11 protein-coding genes are annotated in these 17010 nt (G+C 74.0%); 3 read left to right on the forward strand and 8 right to left on the reverse strand.

Translation table 11 applies throughout. The features are described from left to right. Nucleotides 1–223 precede the first annotated feature (223 nt). The 8 genes from ACIRO3_RS24375 to ACIRO3_RS24410 all read right to left on the reverse strand — a co-directional run bounded on the left by ACIRO3_RS24375 (nucleotide 224) and on the right by ACIRO3_RS24410 (nucleotide 15102). On the reverse strand, nucleotides 224–2761 hold the full coding sequence (locus ACIRO3_RS24375; RefSeq protein WP_404140161.1) for an acyl-CoA reductase: 2538 nt from the start codon (nucleotides 2759–2761) through the stop codon (nucleotides 224–226). Continuing rightward, nucleotides 2758–3975, reverse strand: a complete 1218-nt coding sequence (locus ACIRO3_RS24380; protein WP_404140163.1) for an acyl-protein synthase — start codon at nucleotides 3973–3975, stop codon at nucleotides 2758–2760. Before ACIRO3_RS24380 ends, ACIRO3_RS24375 begins: the two co-directional genes overlap by 4 nt. After that, nucleotides 3972–5108, reverse strand: a complete 1137-nt coding sequence (locus ACIRO3_RS24385) for a GNAT family N-acetyltransferase (protein ID WP_404140166.1) — start codon at nucleotides 5106–5108, stop codon at nucleotides 3972–3974. The genes ACIRO3_RS24380 and ACIRO3_RS24385 overlap by 4 nt, the downstream gene beginning before the upstream one ends. Continuing rightward, nucleotides 5105–6715 carry an MFS transporter gene (locus ACIRO3_RS24390; protein ID WP_404140169.1) on the reverse strand — a complete coding sequence of 537 codons (1611 nt, stop codon included), beginning with the start codon at nucleotides 6713–6715 and terminating at the stop codon, nucleotides 5105–5107. Before ACIRO3_RS24390 ends, ACIRO3_RS24385 begins: the two co-directional genes overlap by 4 nt. After that, complete coding sequence (locus ACIRO3_RS24395; protein WP_361781186.1) at nucleotides 6712–7980, reverse strand: phenylacetate--CoA ligase family protein; 1269 nt, start codon at nucleotides 7978–7980, stop codon at nucleotides 6712–6714. The genes ACIRO3_RS24390 and ACIRO3_RS24395 overlap by 4 nt, the downstream gene beginning before the upstream one ends. Before the next feature lie 416 nt (nucleotides 7981–8396). Beyond that, complete coding sequence (locus tag ACIRO3_RS24400; protein WP_404140172.1) at nucleotides 8397–9560, reverse strand: amidase; 1164 nt, start codon at nucleotides 9558–9560, stop codon at nucleotides 8397–8399. A gap of 63 nt (nucleotides 9561–9623) precedes the next feature. Further along, the gene (locus tag ACIRO3_RS24405) at nucleotides 9624–13796 is read right to left on the reverse strand and encodes a molybdopterin-dependent oxidoreductase (RefSeq protein ID WP_404140175.1); all 4173 of its coding nucleotides are present in this window, start codon (nucleotides 13794–13796) and stop codon (nucleotides 9624–9626) included. Nucleotides 13797–14067: 271 nt separating this feature from the next. Next, nucleotides 14068–15102, reverse strand: a complete 1035-nt coding sequence (locus ACIRO3_RS24410) for an aldo/keto reductase (protein ID WP_404140178.1) — start codon at nucleotides 15100–15102, stop codon at nucleotides 14068–14070. A 105-nt stretch (nucleotides 15103–15207) separates the two neighbouring features. Between ACIRO3_RS24410 and ACIRO3_RS24415 the strand changes: the two genes are divergently transcribed. The 3 genes from ACIRO3_RS24415 to ACIRO3_RS24425 all read left to right on the forward strand — a co-directional run bounded on the left by ACIRO3_RS24415 (nucleotide 15208) and on the right by ACIRO3_RS24425 (nucleotide 16913). After that, a complete protein-coding gene (locus ACIRO3_RS24415; RefSeq protein WP_404140184.1) occupies nucleotides 15208–15891 on the forward strand; it encodes a TetR/AcrR family transcriptional regulator C-terminal ligand-binding domain-containing protein in 684 nt (227 codons plus the stop codon). A gap of 362 nt (nucleotides 15892–16253) precedes the next feature. Next, nucleotides 16254–16445: a thiazolylpeptide-type bacteriocin gene (locus ACIRO3_RS24420; RefSeq protein WP_053684594.1), complete on the forward strand. Its 192-nt coding sequence runs from the start codon at nucleotides 16254–16256 to the stop codon at nucleotides 16443–16445. A gap of 279 nt (nucleotides 16446–16724) precedes the next feature. After that, nucleotides 16725–16913: a thiazolylpeptide-type bacteriocin gene (locus ACIRO3_RS24425; protein WP_404140187.1), complete on the forward strand. Its 189-nt coding sequence runs from the start codon at nucleotides 16725–16727 to the stop codon at nucleotides 16911–16913. The last annotated feature ends 97 nt before the right edge of the window (nucleotides 16914–17010 follow it).

Below are 17010 nucleotides of genomic sequence, written 5' to 3' on the forward strand. Positions count from 1 at the left end.
CACGGCGACCGCGCGGGCGACGGATCCGAAGCCACCGCGTGCGTCCGCCGCGGAGACGGCCCGGGGTGGCCTGCGGAACGGGCGGACAGCCCGACCAATATAGATCAGCCGCCGAAGCGGCCACCCACGCGTGGCGACCTTCGGGCGCCCCGGCGCCGTCCCCGGGGGCGGGGCGGGGGCGGGCCGGGGGCGGGGACGACGGCCTGGGCGGCGGGGGCGGCGGTCAGGCGAGCCCGTCCGGCGGCTGCTGTCCGCGCCTGCGGTCCACGACCGCCGGCAGCTTGCCGCTCGTCGGCGTGCGGAACAGCGCGGCTCCCTCGACCGTCTCGACCGTGAAGTCGAGCAGCTTCTCCGCGACCGCCGAACGCACCTCCGGGTAGTCGGCGAGGAAGGCGTCACGCGCAGTGTCCGGGTCGGGCGCGTGGGAGCGCTCCATCCGCAGGGTGACGGCCTCGCGGGTGGGCCCGCTGGTCAGGACGGTCTGCATCTCGCCGCTGTAGCGCAGGCGCTCCGCCGCGATGGCGACGAAGCGGCGGTGGTTCAGGAAGTACGTCGCCACGCGCATCACCTCGCCCAGTCGCCCGAGCAGTTCGAAGCGCGGGGCGTGACTGCCGCAGGGGCAGCGCCCGGGCAGGGCCCGTCCGAGGTCGCCGATGACGTACCGGTCGAGGTGCTGGCCGCGGCGGGCACGGGTGGTGAAGACGAGCCGGCCGGTCTCCCCCGGTGCCACCGGGCGGTCCGCGTCGACCTCGACGATCTCCAGGGTGTGGAGGTCGGCGTGCAGGTGGTGGACGCCGCCGGTGCTGCGCGTGCACTGGTAGCCGAGGGGGCCGAGGTCGGTGCTGCCGTAGGTGATGGAGTGGACGACCTCGATGCCGAACGTCTCGGTGAGGGTGCGGCGCTGTTCGTCGGTGAAGTGCTCGCCGCCGTAGTAGATCTTGCGGAGGCCGCCGTAGGAGCGCAGGAGGTCCGCCTCCTCGTGCAGGAGCTGCCACAGGTAGGAGGGCATCCCGAAGAGGGTGTCCACCTCGTACGCGACGATCATCTCCGCGGTGGCCCGGTGGTCGGGGCCCGCGGCCATCGGCATCTGGACGCCGCCCAGGCGCTCCAGGATGGAGAAGAAGCTGATGAACCCGCCGTACATGCCGCCGCAGTAGAAGAGGTTGGCGGTGCGGTCGCGCGCCGGGTCGTGGCCGGCGGCGAGCAGGCCGCGGGCGGCGGCCCGCATCTGCGTGTCGTAGTCCTCGTACGTGAACAGCGACAGGGCGGGCGCGCCGGTGCTGCCCCCGCTGCGGAAGTACAGCTCGGCGTCGGCGCGGTCGACGCCGCGGTTGAGGTCCCGGACGGCGGTCTTGTCCAGCAGGGGCCCGGAGGGGCGGGGGAAGTCGACCGGGCGGGCCAGGTCGTCGAGGCAGGCGGTCGCGGCGAAGCGTTCGTCGGCCTGGACCGAGACGCGGCGGCTGTAGCGCTGGAGGGCGTAGACGCCGTCGTGCGGTTCCCCGGAGTAGCCGGCGGTCATGGCGCCGACGGGCGTGACCCGGGTGGCTCCCGCGGCCAGGACCAGGGCGGAGAGTTCCGCGATGTCGGTGCGGCTGCCGGCGAGGCCGGCGGTCTGGAGGTAGCAGCGCATGGGGCGCAGCGTCGCCATGAGGTGCTTGCGGGGCAGCGGCTTGACCCAGACGCTGCGGTGCAGCGGGGAGGCCGTGAGGGCCGGGCGGATGTCGGCCATGACGCGCCACGTGCGGTCGGGGGCGGCGAGGACGCGGGTGAAGCCGAGGTGCTCCTCCAGGCGGGCGAGGTGCTCGGTCGTGGTCAGCTCCGCGTACTCGGCCGGGTCGAGTTCCCGGTCGGCGGGTGCCGGTCGGGCGGCGAGGGCCGCGGCGAGCCGGTCGCAGAACGCGTGGAGTTCGCCGGTGTCCTCGGTGTCGAGGTAGACGACCTGGGGGCTGGAGCAGGCCTGCTGCTCGAACAGGCAGACGTCCTCGGCCAGGGCGTCCAGGGTCGCCCCGTCGGCCCAGGCGTCCCGTGTGAGGTAGGCGAAGGAGATCTTGTGTCCCCATTCGACGAGCCGGCAGCCGGCCGGCACGTGCGCGGCGACGCCGGCCACGGCGGACTCGCCTCCCCAGACCGCGACGGCGTCGGCGGGGGCGCACATCAGGCGCAGCCAGTCCTGGCGGGAGGAGGGGAAGCGCAGCACGATGACGCGTTCGGCGAGGGCGCCGGTCGGGTCGTGTGCGACGAGTTCGGCGAGGAGGTGCGGGGCGAGGAGGGTGTCGGTGCCGCTGGTCTTCAGGACGTTCACGTTGCCGGCGAGGAGTCCCTCGATCAGGCTGAGCGGGGCGACGGTGGCGGCGTTGCCGGGGGCTATGTGGGCGACCAGGCCCACGGGCGCCCAGGCCTCGTAGACCGTCTCCTTGGCGTCGGGGCGGTTCAGCCGCTGCGGGGCGGCGCCGCCCAGTTCGCGGCGGAGCTTGCGGGTGAGGGCGCCCCGGTCGAGGAAGGCGGCGAGTTCGGCGTACAGCTCCTCGGCGTCGGCGGCGTCGCCCGCGGGGAGGTGGGGGACCAGCCGGTCCCGGACGGGGTGGTCGGGATCGCGCAGGGCCTGCGCGAGGGCGTCGCAGGCCGCGAGGACGGTCTCGGTGTCGAGGGGCTCGGCGAGTGCGGCCTCGACGGTGGCGGGCAGCGCGGCCAGTCGCTCGGCGGCCTCGTCGTCGCCGATGAAGGCGCCCTGCCAGTAGTGGTGGTTGATGGTGTCGGTCATGACAGTCCCTTCATGAGTTCGGCGGCGGCCACGGCGCAGCTGCGGTTGCGGCTGACTCCGGCGCGACCGTGGAGGGTGAACCACGGGGTGGTCAGCTCGCAGCCGCACTCCTCGCCCGGGTGGAGCGAGGCGAGGTCGCCCATGACGACGCTCTGCGCCGGCACGGAGGTGATGTACGGGGACACCAGGTGGAGGTAGCCGCGTTCGCCGTACGGGAGGGGTTCGAGGGTGCGGGTGGAACGGATGAAGACGCGGGACCAGACGGGTGCGTGGAGGTTGTGCCGCGCGCACTCGATGTACGGGACGCAGTGCTCGACGGAGCCGAAGGTGTCGCGGATCCGCTCGGACGGCACGCCCAGTTGTTCGGTGACACGGGCGTACAGCTCGTCCTTGCCGATCCGGCGGTCGGCGTGCCCCTTCCAGCCGCCGCCGAGGATGATCAGGGAGCCCTCGGGCAGGCGCAGCGGCGGCAGGCCCATGGCCCGCATCCGTTCCAGGGTGAACCAGAGGAACGCGGGAAAGCCGAGGATGCGGACCGGGATCTCGTCCTCGGCGAAGCGGCGCAGGGCGGCGACGCAGCCGAAGGGGTCGAACTCGTGGCCGTTGCCGGTGTCGCGCAGGGCGTACTCGACCTGCCGGGCCGGGGCGAAGTCGCACAGGTAGTTGTCGGTGAACGAGGTGCCCAGGTTGAGGTCGCGGGCGGGCTCGTAGCTGTAGAGCAGGTAGTTGACCGGCTGGTCGGGGGTGATCCAGCCGTTGTGGTCGAAGATGCGGGCGACCATGCGCTGGGCGGAGCGGATCGTCCACTCGTCGAAGAACATCTGCGACTTCTGCCCGGTGGTGCCGGAGGAGGTCAGGTGCAGGTGGACCTCGTCGCGGGGGATGGACAGGACCTCGTGGCGCTTGAAGAAGTTCGCGTGCACCAGGGGCGCCGCGTACGGGGTGCCCGGTGCGTCGGTGTCCTGCGCGTCGGTGTCCTGTGCGTGGGTGTCCTGTGCGGCGGCGTCCCGGAGGTCGGCGTCCTGGAGGTCGCGGAAGAACGGGGACCGGTCCCGGTGCCAGGCGTTGATCTCCGCCATGGCCGCGGTGAACAGCTCCTCCTCCGCGGGACCGCAGGTGTAGGGATCGCTCAGGTCGCAGAGCTGTTGGAGTCGGGCGAGGGCGGCCCCGTCGGGGACGTCGACGGGGGCGAGATGGGGGTTCGAGCCGGTCATGGGGCGACCTCACGTGAGGGCAGATGCGCCGACGCCCAGGCCGACACATAGGAATCGAGGAAGGGTTGGAGGGGCGGGTCGACGACCACGCCGCGGAAGTCGATGTGCTCGGTGGTGCGGGACATCACCACGTAGTCGTGGAAGCCGTCCCCGTCCCGGCGCATGGCCGGGTACACGGCCCCGGCGATGAAGCCCTGGGCGGCGAAGGCGGACAGCGCGGCGTGGTGTTCGAGGGGGACGAGCGCCTCGACGTAGCCGGCGCCCGCGCGGGTGAGGGTACGGGTGACCGGCTCCAGCCACCCCGCGGCGGCGGCCGGGTCGGGGTGGGCGGCGACCAGGGCGCAGTAGCCCCCGGTGCGGTTGAGGTAGGCGTACACCTCGAAGTCGCCGTCGGCGGGGGTGAGCAGGATGTTCGGCGTGTGCAGCGGGTAGAACCAGCGGCCGCCGTCGGGGAAGTGCGCGTGGAAGCGGCGGCGGACGAACGCCGGCGCCTCGATCACCTCCAGGGGCGCGGCCGCCGGCCCGGCGGGCAACGGGGCCGGCGCCGTGGGCCGGGCGTCCGCGTAGCTGATGCCGAGGCTCGCCCCGGCGGTGCGCAGGAGCGGCGCCAGGAGGGCGGGCACCTCGGCGACGGGGACCCGGCGGTCCAACACCCCCGGCGAGTGACGCGCGTAGAGCGCGAGGCTCTCCCGGCTGCCGAGGTCGACCGCGTTGGGCAGGATGCCGAGCGGGCGGAACCCGTGCCGGGCGACGACCCGTTGGGGTCCGGCGCTGACGGTGCGGACGGTGGCGTACACCGAGTCGAGGGTCCCCGCGTCGAGGGTGGCGGAGCACAGCGCCTCGGTCAGCCGCCCGGCGAGCCCCGTGCCGCGCTGGTCCGGGTGGACGGCGAGCCCTTCGAGGCGGCCGATGCGGGTGCCCGCCTCGCCGTGGATCGCGGCCGATCCGGCGAGGGCGCCGGTACGCGGGCAGCGGGCGACGAGCCAGAAGGTGTGCGGGTCGCGGATGAGCCGGGACATCTCGGCGGGGTCGGTGCCCAACGCCGTGGGGTAGTGCGGCCCGTAGACGGCGTAGTAGAGCTGGCGGAGGTCGGCGATGTCCGTCGGCGCGGCCTGCTCGACGACGGCGCTCATCGGGTGCCCCCGGCGGAGGATGCGGAAGCCGGCGCCGGGTGCGCGCCGGGTCCGGCGTCGACGTCGGGTCCGGCGTCGGGTCCGGCGGCACCGGCACCGGCGTCGGGTCCGGCGGCATCGGCATCGGCATCGGCACCGGCATCGGCATCGGCACCGGCACCGGCACCGGCACCGGCACCGGCACCGGCCTCGGCTTCGGCTCCGGCTCCGGCTCCGGCTTCGGCGTCGGCGTCGGCTCCGGCACCGGCATCGGCACCGGCATCGGGTCCGGCAGCACCGGCCTCGGCCTCGGCTTCGGCTCCGGCATCGGCTTCGGCTTCGGCGCGGGGGCCGTCCGCCGTGCGGTGGCGCCCGGGCAGCAGGAGCAGGGCGAGGGCGGCGGGCACCAGGCCGGCCGCCTGGATCAGGCACAGCGTCCGCGCGGAGAGGTGGTCGCCCAGCAGTCCGAAGAGCAACGAGGCGACCGGGAAGGTCGCTCCGAGCACGGCCTGCATGACGGCGAAGAAGGCGGGCTTGTCGGCGGCCGGAACCAGGCGCTGGAACAGGGCCACGAAGCGGACGCCGATCACCCCGACGCACCAGCCCGTCACCAGGAGGGCGCCGGCGATGACGGGCCGGGTGGCGATCAGGCCGGGGACGGCGAGGGCGAGGGCCATCGCGCCCAGGCAGGCGGCGCCGATCACCGTGGGGCGGCCGGGCACCTGGGCGCCGGTGAAGGAGCCGATGAGCGTGCCCAGGCCGAGGGACGCCTCCAGGAGGGAGACGGTGGCGCCGTCGCCGTGGAGCACCGTGGCGGTGTACAGCGGCATGACGACGAAGACGGCGGTGGTGAAGAGGTTGGCCGCGGTGAAGCAGAGCAGGATGGCGCGGACGTACGGCAGTTTGCCCAGGACCCGACGCAGCGTCCGTCGGGGGGCGGGATCGACGTCGGCGGCGGCGTCGGGCCCTTCGACGGAGGTCGGGGCGCCGTGCACCCGGGCGCCGTCGGCCGGGGTGCGGAAGCGGACGGTCGTGATGAGCACGGCTGCCGTGCCGTAGGCGAGGGCGCAGCCCGCCGCGAGCCCGGCCACCCCGGCCCCGTCCACGACGAGGGCGCCGAGCAGGGCGCCGCCCAGGCTCGCGAGGGACTGGGTGGACAGTTCGAACCCGGTCGCCGCCTCGATGTCCTCGTCGTCGACGAGTTCGGGCACGGAGGTGGTCAGGCACGGGTCGAAGAAGGCCTGGCAGGTCGCCAGGACCAGGGCCGCCGCGTAGATCGCGACGACGGGCAGGTCGGTCGCGGCGGCCCAGCCGGCGAGTGCCGCGGCGGCCGTCCCCGCGCCGGCGGCCGCGCCGCGCAGCACGGAGCGGTGGGAGCGGCGGGCGATGGCACGGGCGACGAGCGGGGCCAGGGCCACCGCGGGCAGGGTGCTGAGTGCCATGAGCATGCCGGCGGCGAAACCACCGTCGCCGGAGGCCACGTGGGCGATGAGCCACCAGGAGGTGCCGACCTGGAACATGCGCGTTCCGGCCTGGGTGAGCACCTGGGCCGTCCATACCGTCCCGAAGGCGCGGTTGCGCAGGACGAGCGGGAGCCGGCGGCCGGGGGCCGCCGTGGGGGTGCTCATGCGGTCGGCCTCTCGTCGAGGACGCGGACGAGTTTGCCGGAGCGGGAGTTGACGACGAGGTCGCGGTGACGGGTCCACTCGACGCCGAGGGGGTGGACGAATCCCGCGGCGACGCTGTCGGGGTAGAGCGGCCGGGCGGTGTTCAGTCCCTCGATGACCGCCTCGGCCAGGAGGTCCAGCGTGCCCGGGTCGTGGTCGGGGGCGGTGGCCAGCCGCAGGGTCAGGCCGTCGCGGCCCTCCCGGCGGCGTACGACGAGCTGTGTGCCCGTGACGAGGCCTTCGGTGTCGGCTTCGGCGACGGCGTTCGTGGCGTCGTCCCAGTACAGCGAGACGGGCCCGACGCGTACGCCTTCCTCGGCGCGGCCCAGGATGCGGAACGTCCCGCCCTCGGTGTCGGTCCACTCGGCGCGGTCGCCGGCGGGGTAGCGGATGACGGGCATGAGGCGGCGGAAGAGTTGGGTGACGACGACGCGGCCGGGCCGGCCGGCCTCGCGGATGGGTTCGTCGGTCGTCTCGTCGAGGATCTCCACGACGGTGTGCGGGGTGAAGGGCCGGTGCGTGCGCGTGTCCGGGCCGGCGACGGGCCGGCCCAGAAGGCCGCCGTCGACGCTGGCGTAGCCGAGCGAGCGGGGCACGGCGTTGGGGAAGGCGCCCGCGAGGAGCCGGCGCTGGTCGGAGAAGAGCGCCTCGCCCCCGAAGAACAGGAGTTCCACCTGCGGGAGTCGGCGGCCCGTCGACGTCAGGTGCTCGGCGAGCCGGCACAGGGTGGTCGGCGTGCCGGCAACGACATGGGCGCCGAAGTCCTGGAGGGCGGAGACCGTCGACTCCAGGGGCGCCCCGCCTCCGATGGGCAGGCGGACGTTGGCGACGGGGGCGTGGGCGAGGGAGTCGAGGACGAAAAGGAAGCTCGCGTACAGCTCACCGGCGTAGAACAGGTCGGCCACCCGGTGACCGGGGCGCAGGCCCGCGTCGACGAGGCCTGCGCCGAACGCCGTGACGAACTCGCTCCACTCCTCCCGGGTGTAGCAGGAGAAGCGCGGGGTGCCGGTGGTGCCGCCCGTCTTGTACACGACGGCTTCGGCCAGCGGGGCGGTCAGCACCCGGTTGTCGGTCAGGGTGTTGGCGGCCCAGAACGCGTTCTGATCCACCACGGGCAGATCGGTGAGGCTGTTCACCTCGGGCGGCAGGTCTGCGTAGAGGTCGGCGTAGAAGGGAGAGCAGTCTCGGGCGAAACGCACGAGGTCGGAAAACCGCTGGACGGGCATGCTGCCTTTACCTGGAAGACGAAGTTGAAAGAGAAAGGAAACAGGCGGCTTCCACGGCGTGACGGTCCCCCGACCCCATCTGTTGATTCATCAACAATGCACGCGTGGCCTGTAGTTCGAAGGTGCGAGCCGCACCTGATCCCGTCTCACATCATGGAACACGCGGAACGCACCGCCAAATCGATGGCGCGTACGACCGGGGTGCACAGTGGACTTCCGGCCCGCCTGGCCGAATTGGCAGCGCGGGAGAAACGGCGTCGAGGCTGCCGCGAGAGCCGATCCGGGGCCTTTGTGGCCCGTGAATGCAGGCTTCGACCATGAGGTGGGGTGTGGCGAGGTTCTCACCGGGAGAGCGACTTCCGCGTCGCGGCCCGCGACACCATCGGGGCGTACGACTGATCCGGAACCCCGGCGTCTCAGAAGGCCGCGCGCCCCGGGTTCTCGGCCGCGGCGGCGACGGAGAGGAGGTCCGCCTCCCGGCCGCGGCGGGCCACCAGGTGGAGTCCGACGGGCTCGCCGGCGGGGGTGAGGCCGGCGGGGATGCTGATGGCGGGATGACCGCTGATGTTGAACGCCCAGGTCAGCGCCACGCTCAGGGTTTCTCCCGGGCCGTCGTGGCCGTGCGGGGCATTGGGGGTGGTGGGGGTGGCCAGGAGGTCGACCTGCGCGAAGACGCGGTCCAGCGCCCGGTCGAGCGCGGCCCGGGTCCGGACGACGCGTTCCGTGTCCGCCGGGGTGTGTCCGCGCAGGCTCCGCCAGCACGCGGCGGGATCGACGAGGAGCACCGGTACGTCGACCGGCTCGGTCGCCCCGGCGCGGGACAGGTCGTGGAGGAAGACCCGGGCGCGCTCCGCGATGTCGGGCCGGGTCGCGGCGAATCCCAGGTCCGGGGACCACGCCGTGCGCAGCGGCCGCGTGGGGGCCGCGAGGTCGCGGGACGTGGTGGTCGTCGCGGTGAGCGCGTCCAGGTACACGGCGGCGTCCGCCGCGTGCCGGGCCAACGGACCGGCGATGTTGAGGCCGGCGCGGTCGCGGGCGGGCACGAGGCCGTTGGTGGGCTTGAGTCCGATGACCCCGCACCAGGCCGCCGGGATGCGCACGGATCCCGCCCCGTCGCTTCCGGTGGCCAGGGGCACCATCCCGGCGGCGACCGCGACGGCCGATCCCGCGCTGGAGCCGCCCGGACTCCAGCGCGGGTCGAGGGGGTTGAGGGTCACGCCGCGGTCGGTGGCGCCCCAGGTCTGCCAGCGGGTGCCGGGGCCGGGGGTGGAGGTGGCGCCCACGGGTACGCAGCCCGCCGCGATCAGCCGGGCGCTCTGGAGCGAGCCGGGCCCCTCGGTGTCCTTGACCGCCAGGGGCACGCCGGCCAGCGGGAGCCGGCCTCCCTCCCGTACCCGGCGGTCGACCTGCGCCGCGTGCTCGGCGGCCTCGCGCGGCCACAGTGCGGTGAAGGCCCGCAGCCCGGTGTCGTCGCGGGCGATCCGGGCCAGGGCGTCCGCCGTCGCCTCGCGCGCGGACAGCCGACCGGCGTTGACCTCGCGGGCGATCGCGCACGCGGACAGCTCGCCGTGCTCCCTCATCCGCCCCCCTTCCGGCGGTTCGATGGTGACACGCCCGAACGGCCGGCCGGCGCCGGGGCCGGATCAGTAGACGTCGCGTGCGTAGCGCCTGTCCGCGGCGAGCTGCTTCAGGTACGCGGCCGCCTCGTCGGCGCTGAGCCCGCCGTGGGTCACGGCCACGTCGCGCAGGGCCCGGTCCACGTCCTTGGCCATGCGGCTCGCGTCGCCGCACACGTAGAAGTGGGCGCCGTCCTGGAGCCAGGACCACAGTTGGGCGCCGTGCTCGCGCATGCGGTCCTGGACGTAGACCTTGGTCCGCTGGTCGCGGGAGAAGGCGAGGTCGAGGCGGCTGAGGGTGCCGTGCCGGTGGAGTTCCTCCAGTTCGGCGCGGTACGAGAAGTCGGTGGCGCGGCGCTGTTCGCCGAAGAACAGCCAGTTGGCGCCCGGGTGGCCGAGGGCGCGGCGGTGTTCGAGGAAGCCCATGAACGGGGCGATGCCGGTGCCGGGGCCGACCATGACGGCCGGGGTGTCCGGGCTCGCGGGCGGCCGGAAGTTCGCCGAGCGTCGGACGAACAGCGGTACGGGGGTGCCCGGTCCGGCGTCCGCGAGGAAGCCGGAGGCGACGCCTTTGCGGCGGTGCCCGCGCGGTCCCTCGTAGCGCAGGACGGACACGGTCAGGCTGACCTCGCGCGGGTCGACGAGGGGGCTGGAGGAGATCGAGTAGAGCCGGGGCCGGAGCGGTTTGAGGCGGTCGACCCACTCCTGGGCGCCGAGTCGGACCGGGAACTCGGTCAGTACGTCGACGGGCTGTCGCCCCCAGGCCCAGCGGGCGAGGCCGTCCTTGTTGTCGGGGCGCGTCAGGTGCTTGAGGGTGCGGTCGCCGGTGTGCTCGGTGATGAGGCGCAGCAGGTCGGTGGTGACGCGCGTGATGTCCAGGTGCCGGTGGAGGGCCTCGGCGAGCGGCATCGGGTCGCGGCCCTGGACGGCGACCTCGGCGTCCGGGGACAGGCCGGTGGCGGCCAGCCATTGCGTCACCAGGTCGGGGCAGTTGACGGGCTGGACCCCGAGGGCGTCGCCGGCCTCGTACGCGGGGCCGTCCTCGCCCAGGTCGAAGGTGAACCGGCGGATCTCCTTCGCGGCGCCGGGCAGGCTCAGCAGCCGGTTGCCGGACAGCCGGGCGAGGTGCGTGACGTCCTTGCTCGCGGGACGCGCGCCGGCCGGGGACGCGGGAGCGGGCGCCGGCTCGGGGCCGGCGGGCGTGGGGTGCGGGGCGCCGGTCAGGGCGGCGCGAACCCGCTCCAGCCATTGCCGGGCCGGTTCCTCGTAGTCGGGCTCGCAGTCCACCCGGGGCAGGAGGCGTACGGCCCCGAGTTCGTCGAGGCGCCGGTCGAGGCGGCGGCCGTGGCCGCAGAAGGCGTCGTACTGGGAGTCGCCGAGGGCCAGGACGGCGTACCGGACGTCCTCGAACGCGGGGGCGTCGAGGTCGCCGAGCGCGTCCCAGAACCCGGCGCCGTTGTCGGGGGCGTCGCCGTCGCCGAACGTGCTGGTGACGACCAGCAGGTCGGTGCCGGGGGTCAGGGAGAGCGGCGTGCGGTCCGCCATGTCGTGGACGGCCGCCGGGTGCCCGTCCGCGGCGAGTCGGTCGCCGATGGTGGTGGCGAGGTCTTCGGCGTTGCCCGTCTGGGAGGCCCACAGGACCACGATCCGCCGGGCGGGGGTGTCGGGGGCGGAGGGGTCCGTCGCCCCGGCCGGTGCGGTCTGCGGCGGTACGGGCGACCGCTCGGGCGGCGCCGGCCGCGCGCGGGAGTACGTCCCGGCGAGCACGCCGTCGATCCAGAGCGCGTGAGCGGCCTCGAACGGGGCGTCCGCGGGGAGCGTCGGCACGCCCGTGTCGGGGGGTGCGGCGGCGAGTCCGGTGAGGAAACCGGCGAGGTAGCGGCGTTCGTGGTCGGTGAGGACCGGTGGGGCGAGGTCGCCCGGGCCGAACAGCGCCGCCAGGGCGGGCACGGGGACCGCGTCGGGGGCGGCCGTCGCGGCGGCCCCGGGAAGGGCCGGGGGCGTGGCGGGCAGCGGGGCCCGGGTCCTGGTCAGGGTCACCGCGCAGGCCTTGAACTCGGGTTGGAAGGAGATCGGGTCGACGGCGTCGTTGGTGACGGCGTTGACGCCGAGGTATTCGCCGAACAGGTCGTTCCAGTGGAAGGGGGCGAAGCAGTTCCCCGGCCGGACCCGGTCGGTGACGACGGCCGGCAGCACCGCCCGGCCGCGCCGGGAGGCCACCTCCACGCCGTCGCCGTCGGTGATGCCGAGGGAGGCGGCGTCCTGCGGGTGGATCTCGACGAACGGTCCGGGGTTGAGCTTGTTCAGCTTGGCGACCCGGCCCGTCTTGGTCAGGGTGTGCCACTGGTGCTGGAGGCGCCCGGTGTTGAGGACGAACGGATAGTCGTCGTCGGGCAGTTCGGCGGCGGGCAGGTGCGGGCGGGCGTGGAAGACGGCCCGGCCGGTGGCGGTCGGGAACACCAGGCGGGGGCGGGTGCCGTCCGGGCGCTCGACCAGGGTCTGGCTGACGCCGTCGTTGAGGTAGCGGATCGGATTTCGGTCGGGGCCGCCGGGGGCCGCCGGCCACTGCACGGGGGTGGAGCGCAGCCGTTCGTAGGTGACGCCGCGCAGGTCCCAGCCGGTCTGTGGGTTCCAGGCCTGCCGCAGCTCCTCGAACACCTCCTCGGCGCAGGTGTACGTGAACGCGTCGGCGAAGCCCATCTCGCAGGCGATCCGGGCGATCAATTGCCAGTCGGGGACGGCCTGGCCGGGCGGATCGGCGGCCCCCTGGACCAGGGTGAGGTTGCGCTCCGAGTTGATCATCACCCCGTCGGCCTCCGCCCACAGGGTGGCGGGGAGCGCGATGTCGGCGTAGGCGTTCGTCTCGGTCTCCGCGAACACGTCCTGGGTGATGACCAGTTCCGCCGTTTCCAGGGCCTTGATCACCGTGCTGCGGTTGGCGACCGAGGCGACCGGGTTGGTGCAGATGATCCAGCACGCCTTGATCGCGCCGGCGGCCATCTCCTCGAACATCTCCACGGTGCCGCGCCCGACGTCGGTGCGCAGGGTGCCCCGCGGCACGCCCCACAGGTCCTCGGTGAAAGCCCGGTCCTCGTCGACCAGGACGGAGCGTTGCCCGGGCAGGCCGGGCCCCATGTAGCCCATCTCGCGACCGCCCATGGCGTTGGGCTGGCCGGTGAGGGAGAAGGGGCCGCTGCCGGGGCGGCAGATCGCGCCGGTGGCCAGGTGCAGGTTGACCAGGGCGTTGGTGTTCCACGTGCCGTGGGTGGACTGGTTCAGCCCCATGGTCCAGCAGCTCGTCCACTCCCCCGCCTCGCCGATCCAGCGGGCGGCGAGGCGGATGTCGGCCTCGGGTATGCCGGTGATCTCGGAGACCTTGTCGGGCGGGTAGTCGGCCAGGAAGGCGGGCATGGCCTCCCAGCCCTCGGTGTGGGCGGCGATGAACTCGGGATCGGTCCGGCCGTTCTCGACGAGCAGGTGCAGCAGGCCGTTGAGGAGGGCCAGATCGGTGCCCGGCCTGATCTGGAGGAACAGGTCGGCCTTGTCGGCGGTGGCGTTGCGCCGGGGGTCGACGACGATGAGTCGGGCGCCGGCGGACTTGACGCGGTCCATCATGCGCAGAAAGAGGATGGGGTGGCAGTCGGCCATGTTGGCGCCGATGACGAGGAACGCGTCGGCCTGCTCGAAGTCCTCGTACGAGCCCGGCGGCCCGTCGGCGCCCAGCGAGGACTTGTAGCCGCTGCCGGCGCTCGCCATGCACAGCCGGGAGTTGGACTCGATGCGGCTGGTGCGCAGGAAGCCCTTGGCGAGCTTGTTCGCGAGGTACTGGGCCTCCAGGGACATCTGGCCGGAGACGTAGAGCGCGAGTGCGTCGGGGCCGTGCGCGTCGAGGATCTCCCGCAGGCGGCGGGCCGTCTCGGTGACGGCCGCGTCCACGTCGGCGGGGGCGGGCTCGCAGCCGCGGTCCCGGCGGATCAGCGCGGTCTCCAGTCGGCCGGGCGCCGCCGTCATGTCGACATGGGTGGCGCCCTTGGTGCACAGGCGTCCGGAGTTCGCCGGGTGCTGCCGGTCTCCGGTGACCTTCACCGGCGTCCGGCGTCCGTCGGGACCGCGGGCGAGGTCCAACACGATCCCGCAGCCGACACCGCAGTAGGAGCAGACCGTCCGTACCCGGCTGGTCGCCGCATCCGCATCGGCCACAAGAGCCCCCCGTCGGGAACACCGGGTGGCGCCGGGAGCTCCGGACGCCACCGGGGTGCGCGGGTCCCTCCCGCGGCCCTCACCGTAGGAAGCGCGTGTTGCGCCCGCGTGACGGGCGCCGCCGCGCGGGCGTTACGACGAACCACACAGGCGGCGAGTGGCGGCGGTGAGGTGCCGGGAGGCGGGGAGAGGTGCCCGGGGGTGGGGTGAGGTGCCGGGAGGCGACGGATGTCCGCCGGCGCGGCCCGGCGCCCGCACGCGCGTGGGGCCGTCAGACCGCCGGCGGGTTGAGGCGGGCGAAGCCCTCCTGCCGCCGGTACGGGAAGTGGGGGTAGGGGGCGGGGCGCTCGCTCGCCGCGTCGAGCCTGGCCATCTGGTCGGGGGTGAGGGTCCACCCCACGGCGCCGAGGTTCTGGCGCAGTTGCTCCTCGTTGCGGGCGCCGATGATGACGGAGGACACGGTCGGCCGCTGGAGCAGCCACCGCAGGGCGATCTGCGGGACGGCCCTGCCGGTCTCCCCCTCGATCTCGTCCAGGGCGTCGACCACCCGGTACAGGTGCTCGTCGTCGACCGGCGGACCGTAGTCGGCGGTGTCGTGCAGCCTGCTGCCGGCGGGTAGCGGTCGGCCCCGGCGGATCCTGCCGGTGAGCCGGCCCCAGCCGAGCGGGCTCCAGACGATCGCGCCCAGCCCCTGGTCGAGGCCGAGCGGCATCAGCTCCCACTCGTAGTCGCGGCCGACGAGGGAGTAGTAGACCTGGTGGGCGACGTACCGCGGGCGGCCGTGCCGTTCGGCGGTGGCGAGGGACTTCATCGTCTGCCAGCCGGAGAAGTTGGAGACTCCGGTGTAGCGGATCTTCCCGGCCCGGACCAGGTCGTCCAGGGTGGACAGCACCTCCTCGACGGGGGCGCCGGCGTCGAAGGCGTGCAGTTGGAAGAGGTCGATGTGGTCGGTGTCGAGGCGGCGCAGGGCGTCGTCGACCGAGGTGATCAGGCGGGAACGGGAGGTGCCGGCGTCCGCGGGCCCGTCGCCCATGGGCAGGCCAGCCTTGGTGGAGATGAGCACCTTGTCCCGGCGGCCCTTGAGGGCCGCTCCGAGCACCTCCTCCGAGGCGCCGGCCGAGTACACGTCGGCCGTGTCGAACATCGTGATCCCGGCGTCGACGCAGATGTCGACGAGGCGACGCGCCTCCTCCACGCCCGTGTCGCCCCAGGCACCGAAGAGCGGTCCCCGTCCGCCGAAGGTGCCCGCGCCGAAGCTCAGGGCCGGCACCTGGAGCCCGGACGCACCCAATCGCCTGTACTCCATGATGCTTCCCCTCTCGTCCACGGAGCCCGATTAATGGGCCCGTAGTTCCGTTAAGATGGGGCCAGCGTAACAAGCCGTGCTCATTAATGGAACAGGAGTCCCGTTATGGCGTTCGCGGAGGGCGAGCCCGAGGGTGAGACCGAGGGCGGGGCCGGGGCCGAGCCCGGGAGCGAAACCGGCACCGCGGCCGGGCCGGGAACCACCCGGCCGGGCGGTCGCACGGCGCGCGTGCGGGAGGCGGTGCTCCGCGCCGCCGGCGACGTCCTGGTCGAGCGGGGCTTCGCCCACCTGGACCTCGCCGACGTCGCGCGCCGTGCCGAGGTCGGGAAGACGACCGTCTACCGCCGCTGGGGCACCGTCACCGGCCTCGTCACCGACCTCCTGTCGGACATGGCGCGGCAGTCCGTGCCCCGTACGGAAACGGGATCGCTCCTCGGGGACCTGACGGCGAACACCCGACTGGTGGGGCGGACGCTCGCCGACCCGAGGCAAGGGGCCCTGTTCAAGGCGGTGATCGCGGCCGCGACGTGCGACCCGAAGGCCGCGGAGGCCCTGCACGGCTTCTACGCCGTCCGGGTCGCGGAGTGGGCGCCGTGCGTCGCGCAGGCCGCGGCCCGGGGCGAGGTGCCCGAGGGCACCGACGCGCACGAGGTCGTCCGCGCGGCGTCCGCCCCCCTCTACTACCGCCTCCTGACCACGACGCTGCCCCTGGACGAGGCGGCCGCCGACCGCGCCGCGACGGCCGCGGCGGTGGCCGCGCGGGCGGGGGCGTACGTACGGGACGTGTAGCGCGTCGGAGGCCGGCGGCGTGGTGCGCGCCCGCCGTGGGCGTGCTCTTCGACTCCCCCCGGAACAGGCCCGATACCGGACGGAGCACCTGCTTCCGTTGGCTGGGATATTGGCTGCATCTCCCCTCCAGCGGTCCTGAAGCACCGTGGATGATCGTGGATGCCTGGCCGGTCAACGGCCGGACGGAGCCCGGATCCAGGAGATCGAACCGCCGTCCCCCGCCATGGGACGGCGGACCGGTCGCCTGCGGGCCCGCCCGGACCGAACACCGGAGACCCTCGGGGCCGGGTGACACCGCCCCGTGGACCGGGCGTTCGGTCACGGCACATTCGGCTATCACCTCCACCTTCCGGGAGACACGCATGTCCGACATCGCACGCACCCCCGAGTTCGCCCTCCAGGACCTCGACCTCGACCTCGGCGACCTCACCGTCACCTCGATGCGCGACACCGTCGCGCTGCCCGAGGGCGGGGCGTCCTGGGGTTCCTGTTCCTGCCAGGGCTCGTCCTCCTGCGCCCAGCCGACGCTGGACGCGGGCGAACTCGCGGGCTGACCTCCGCGCGCCCTCGCACCACGGCCCTCACCTGACGGCCCTCACCCGACGGCCTTCACATCACGGGTCCGGCACCACACGCCTTCGCACCACACGCTTTAGCACCACGCACCACGCACCACGCACCACGGCACCTCACGACCGGCGCGCACCGACCCCGGTGCGCGCCACCCGCGGCGGGCACCCGACCGCCGCACGCCCCGACCGTCGACCGTCGACCCGTCGCACCCGACGGCCGTCGCGCGTCGACCGTCGCCCTTCCGATCGAAGGAGACCTCCATGGACCGAGCCACCCACGCCCCCGGCTTCGCGCTCGACGACCTCGACCTCGACCTCGGCGACCTCACCGTGACCTCCATGAGGGACACCGTGGCGCTGCCCGAGGGCGGGGCCTCCTGGGGTTCCTGCTCCTGCCAGGGCTCGTCATCCTGCGCCCAGCCGGAGCGACCCGAGGTCCCGACGCTGTAGCCGTTCCACCCGCACACCCGCACACGTCGTGACGCCTCCCGCCGTACGCCGCGCACACCGCGTACGGCGGGAGGCCCGCGTCACCACCGACAGGAGG

The sequence above is a fragment of the Streptomyces sp. NPDC102278 genome, assembly GCF_044766345.1.
Taxonomy (GTDB): Bacteria; Actinomycetota; Actinomycetes; order Streptomycetales; family Streptomycetaceae; genus Streptomyces.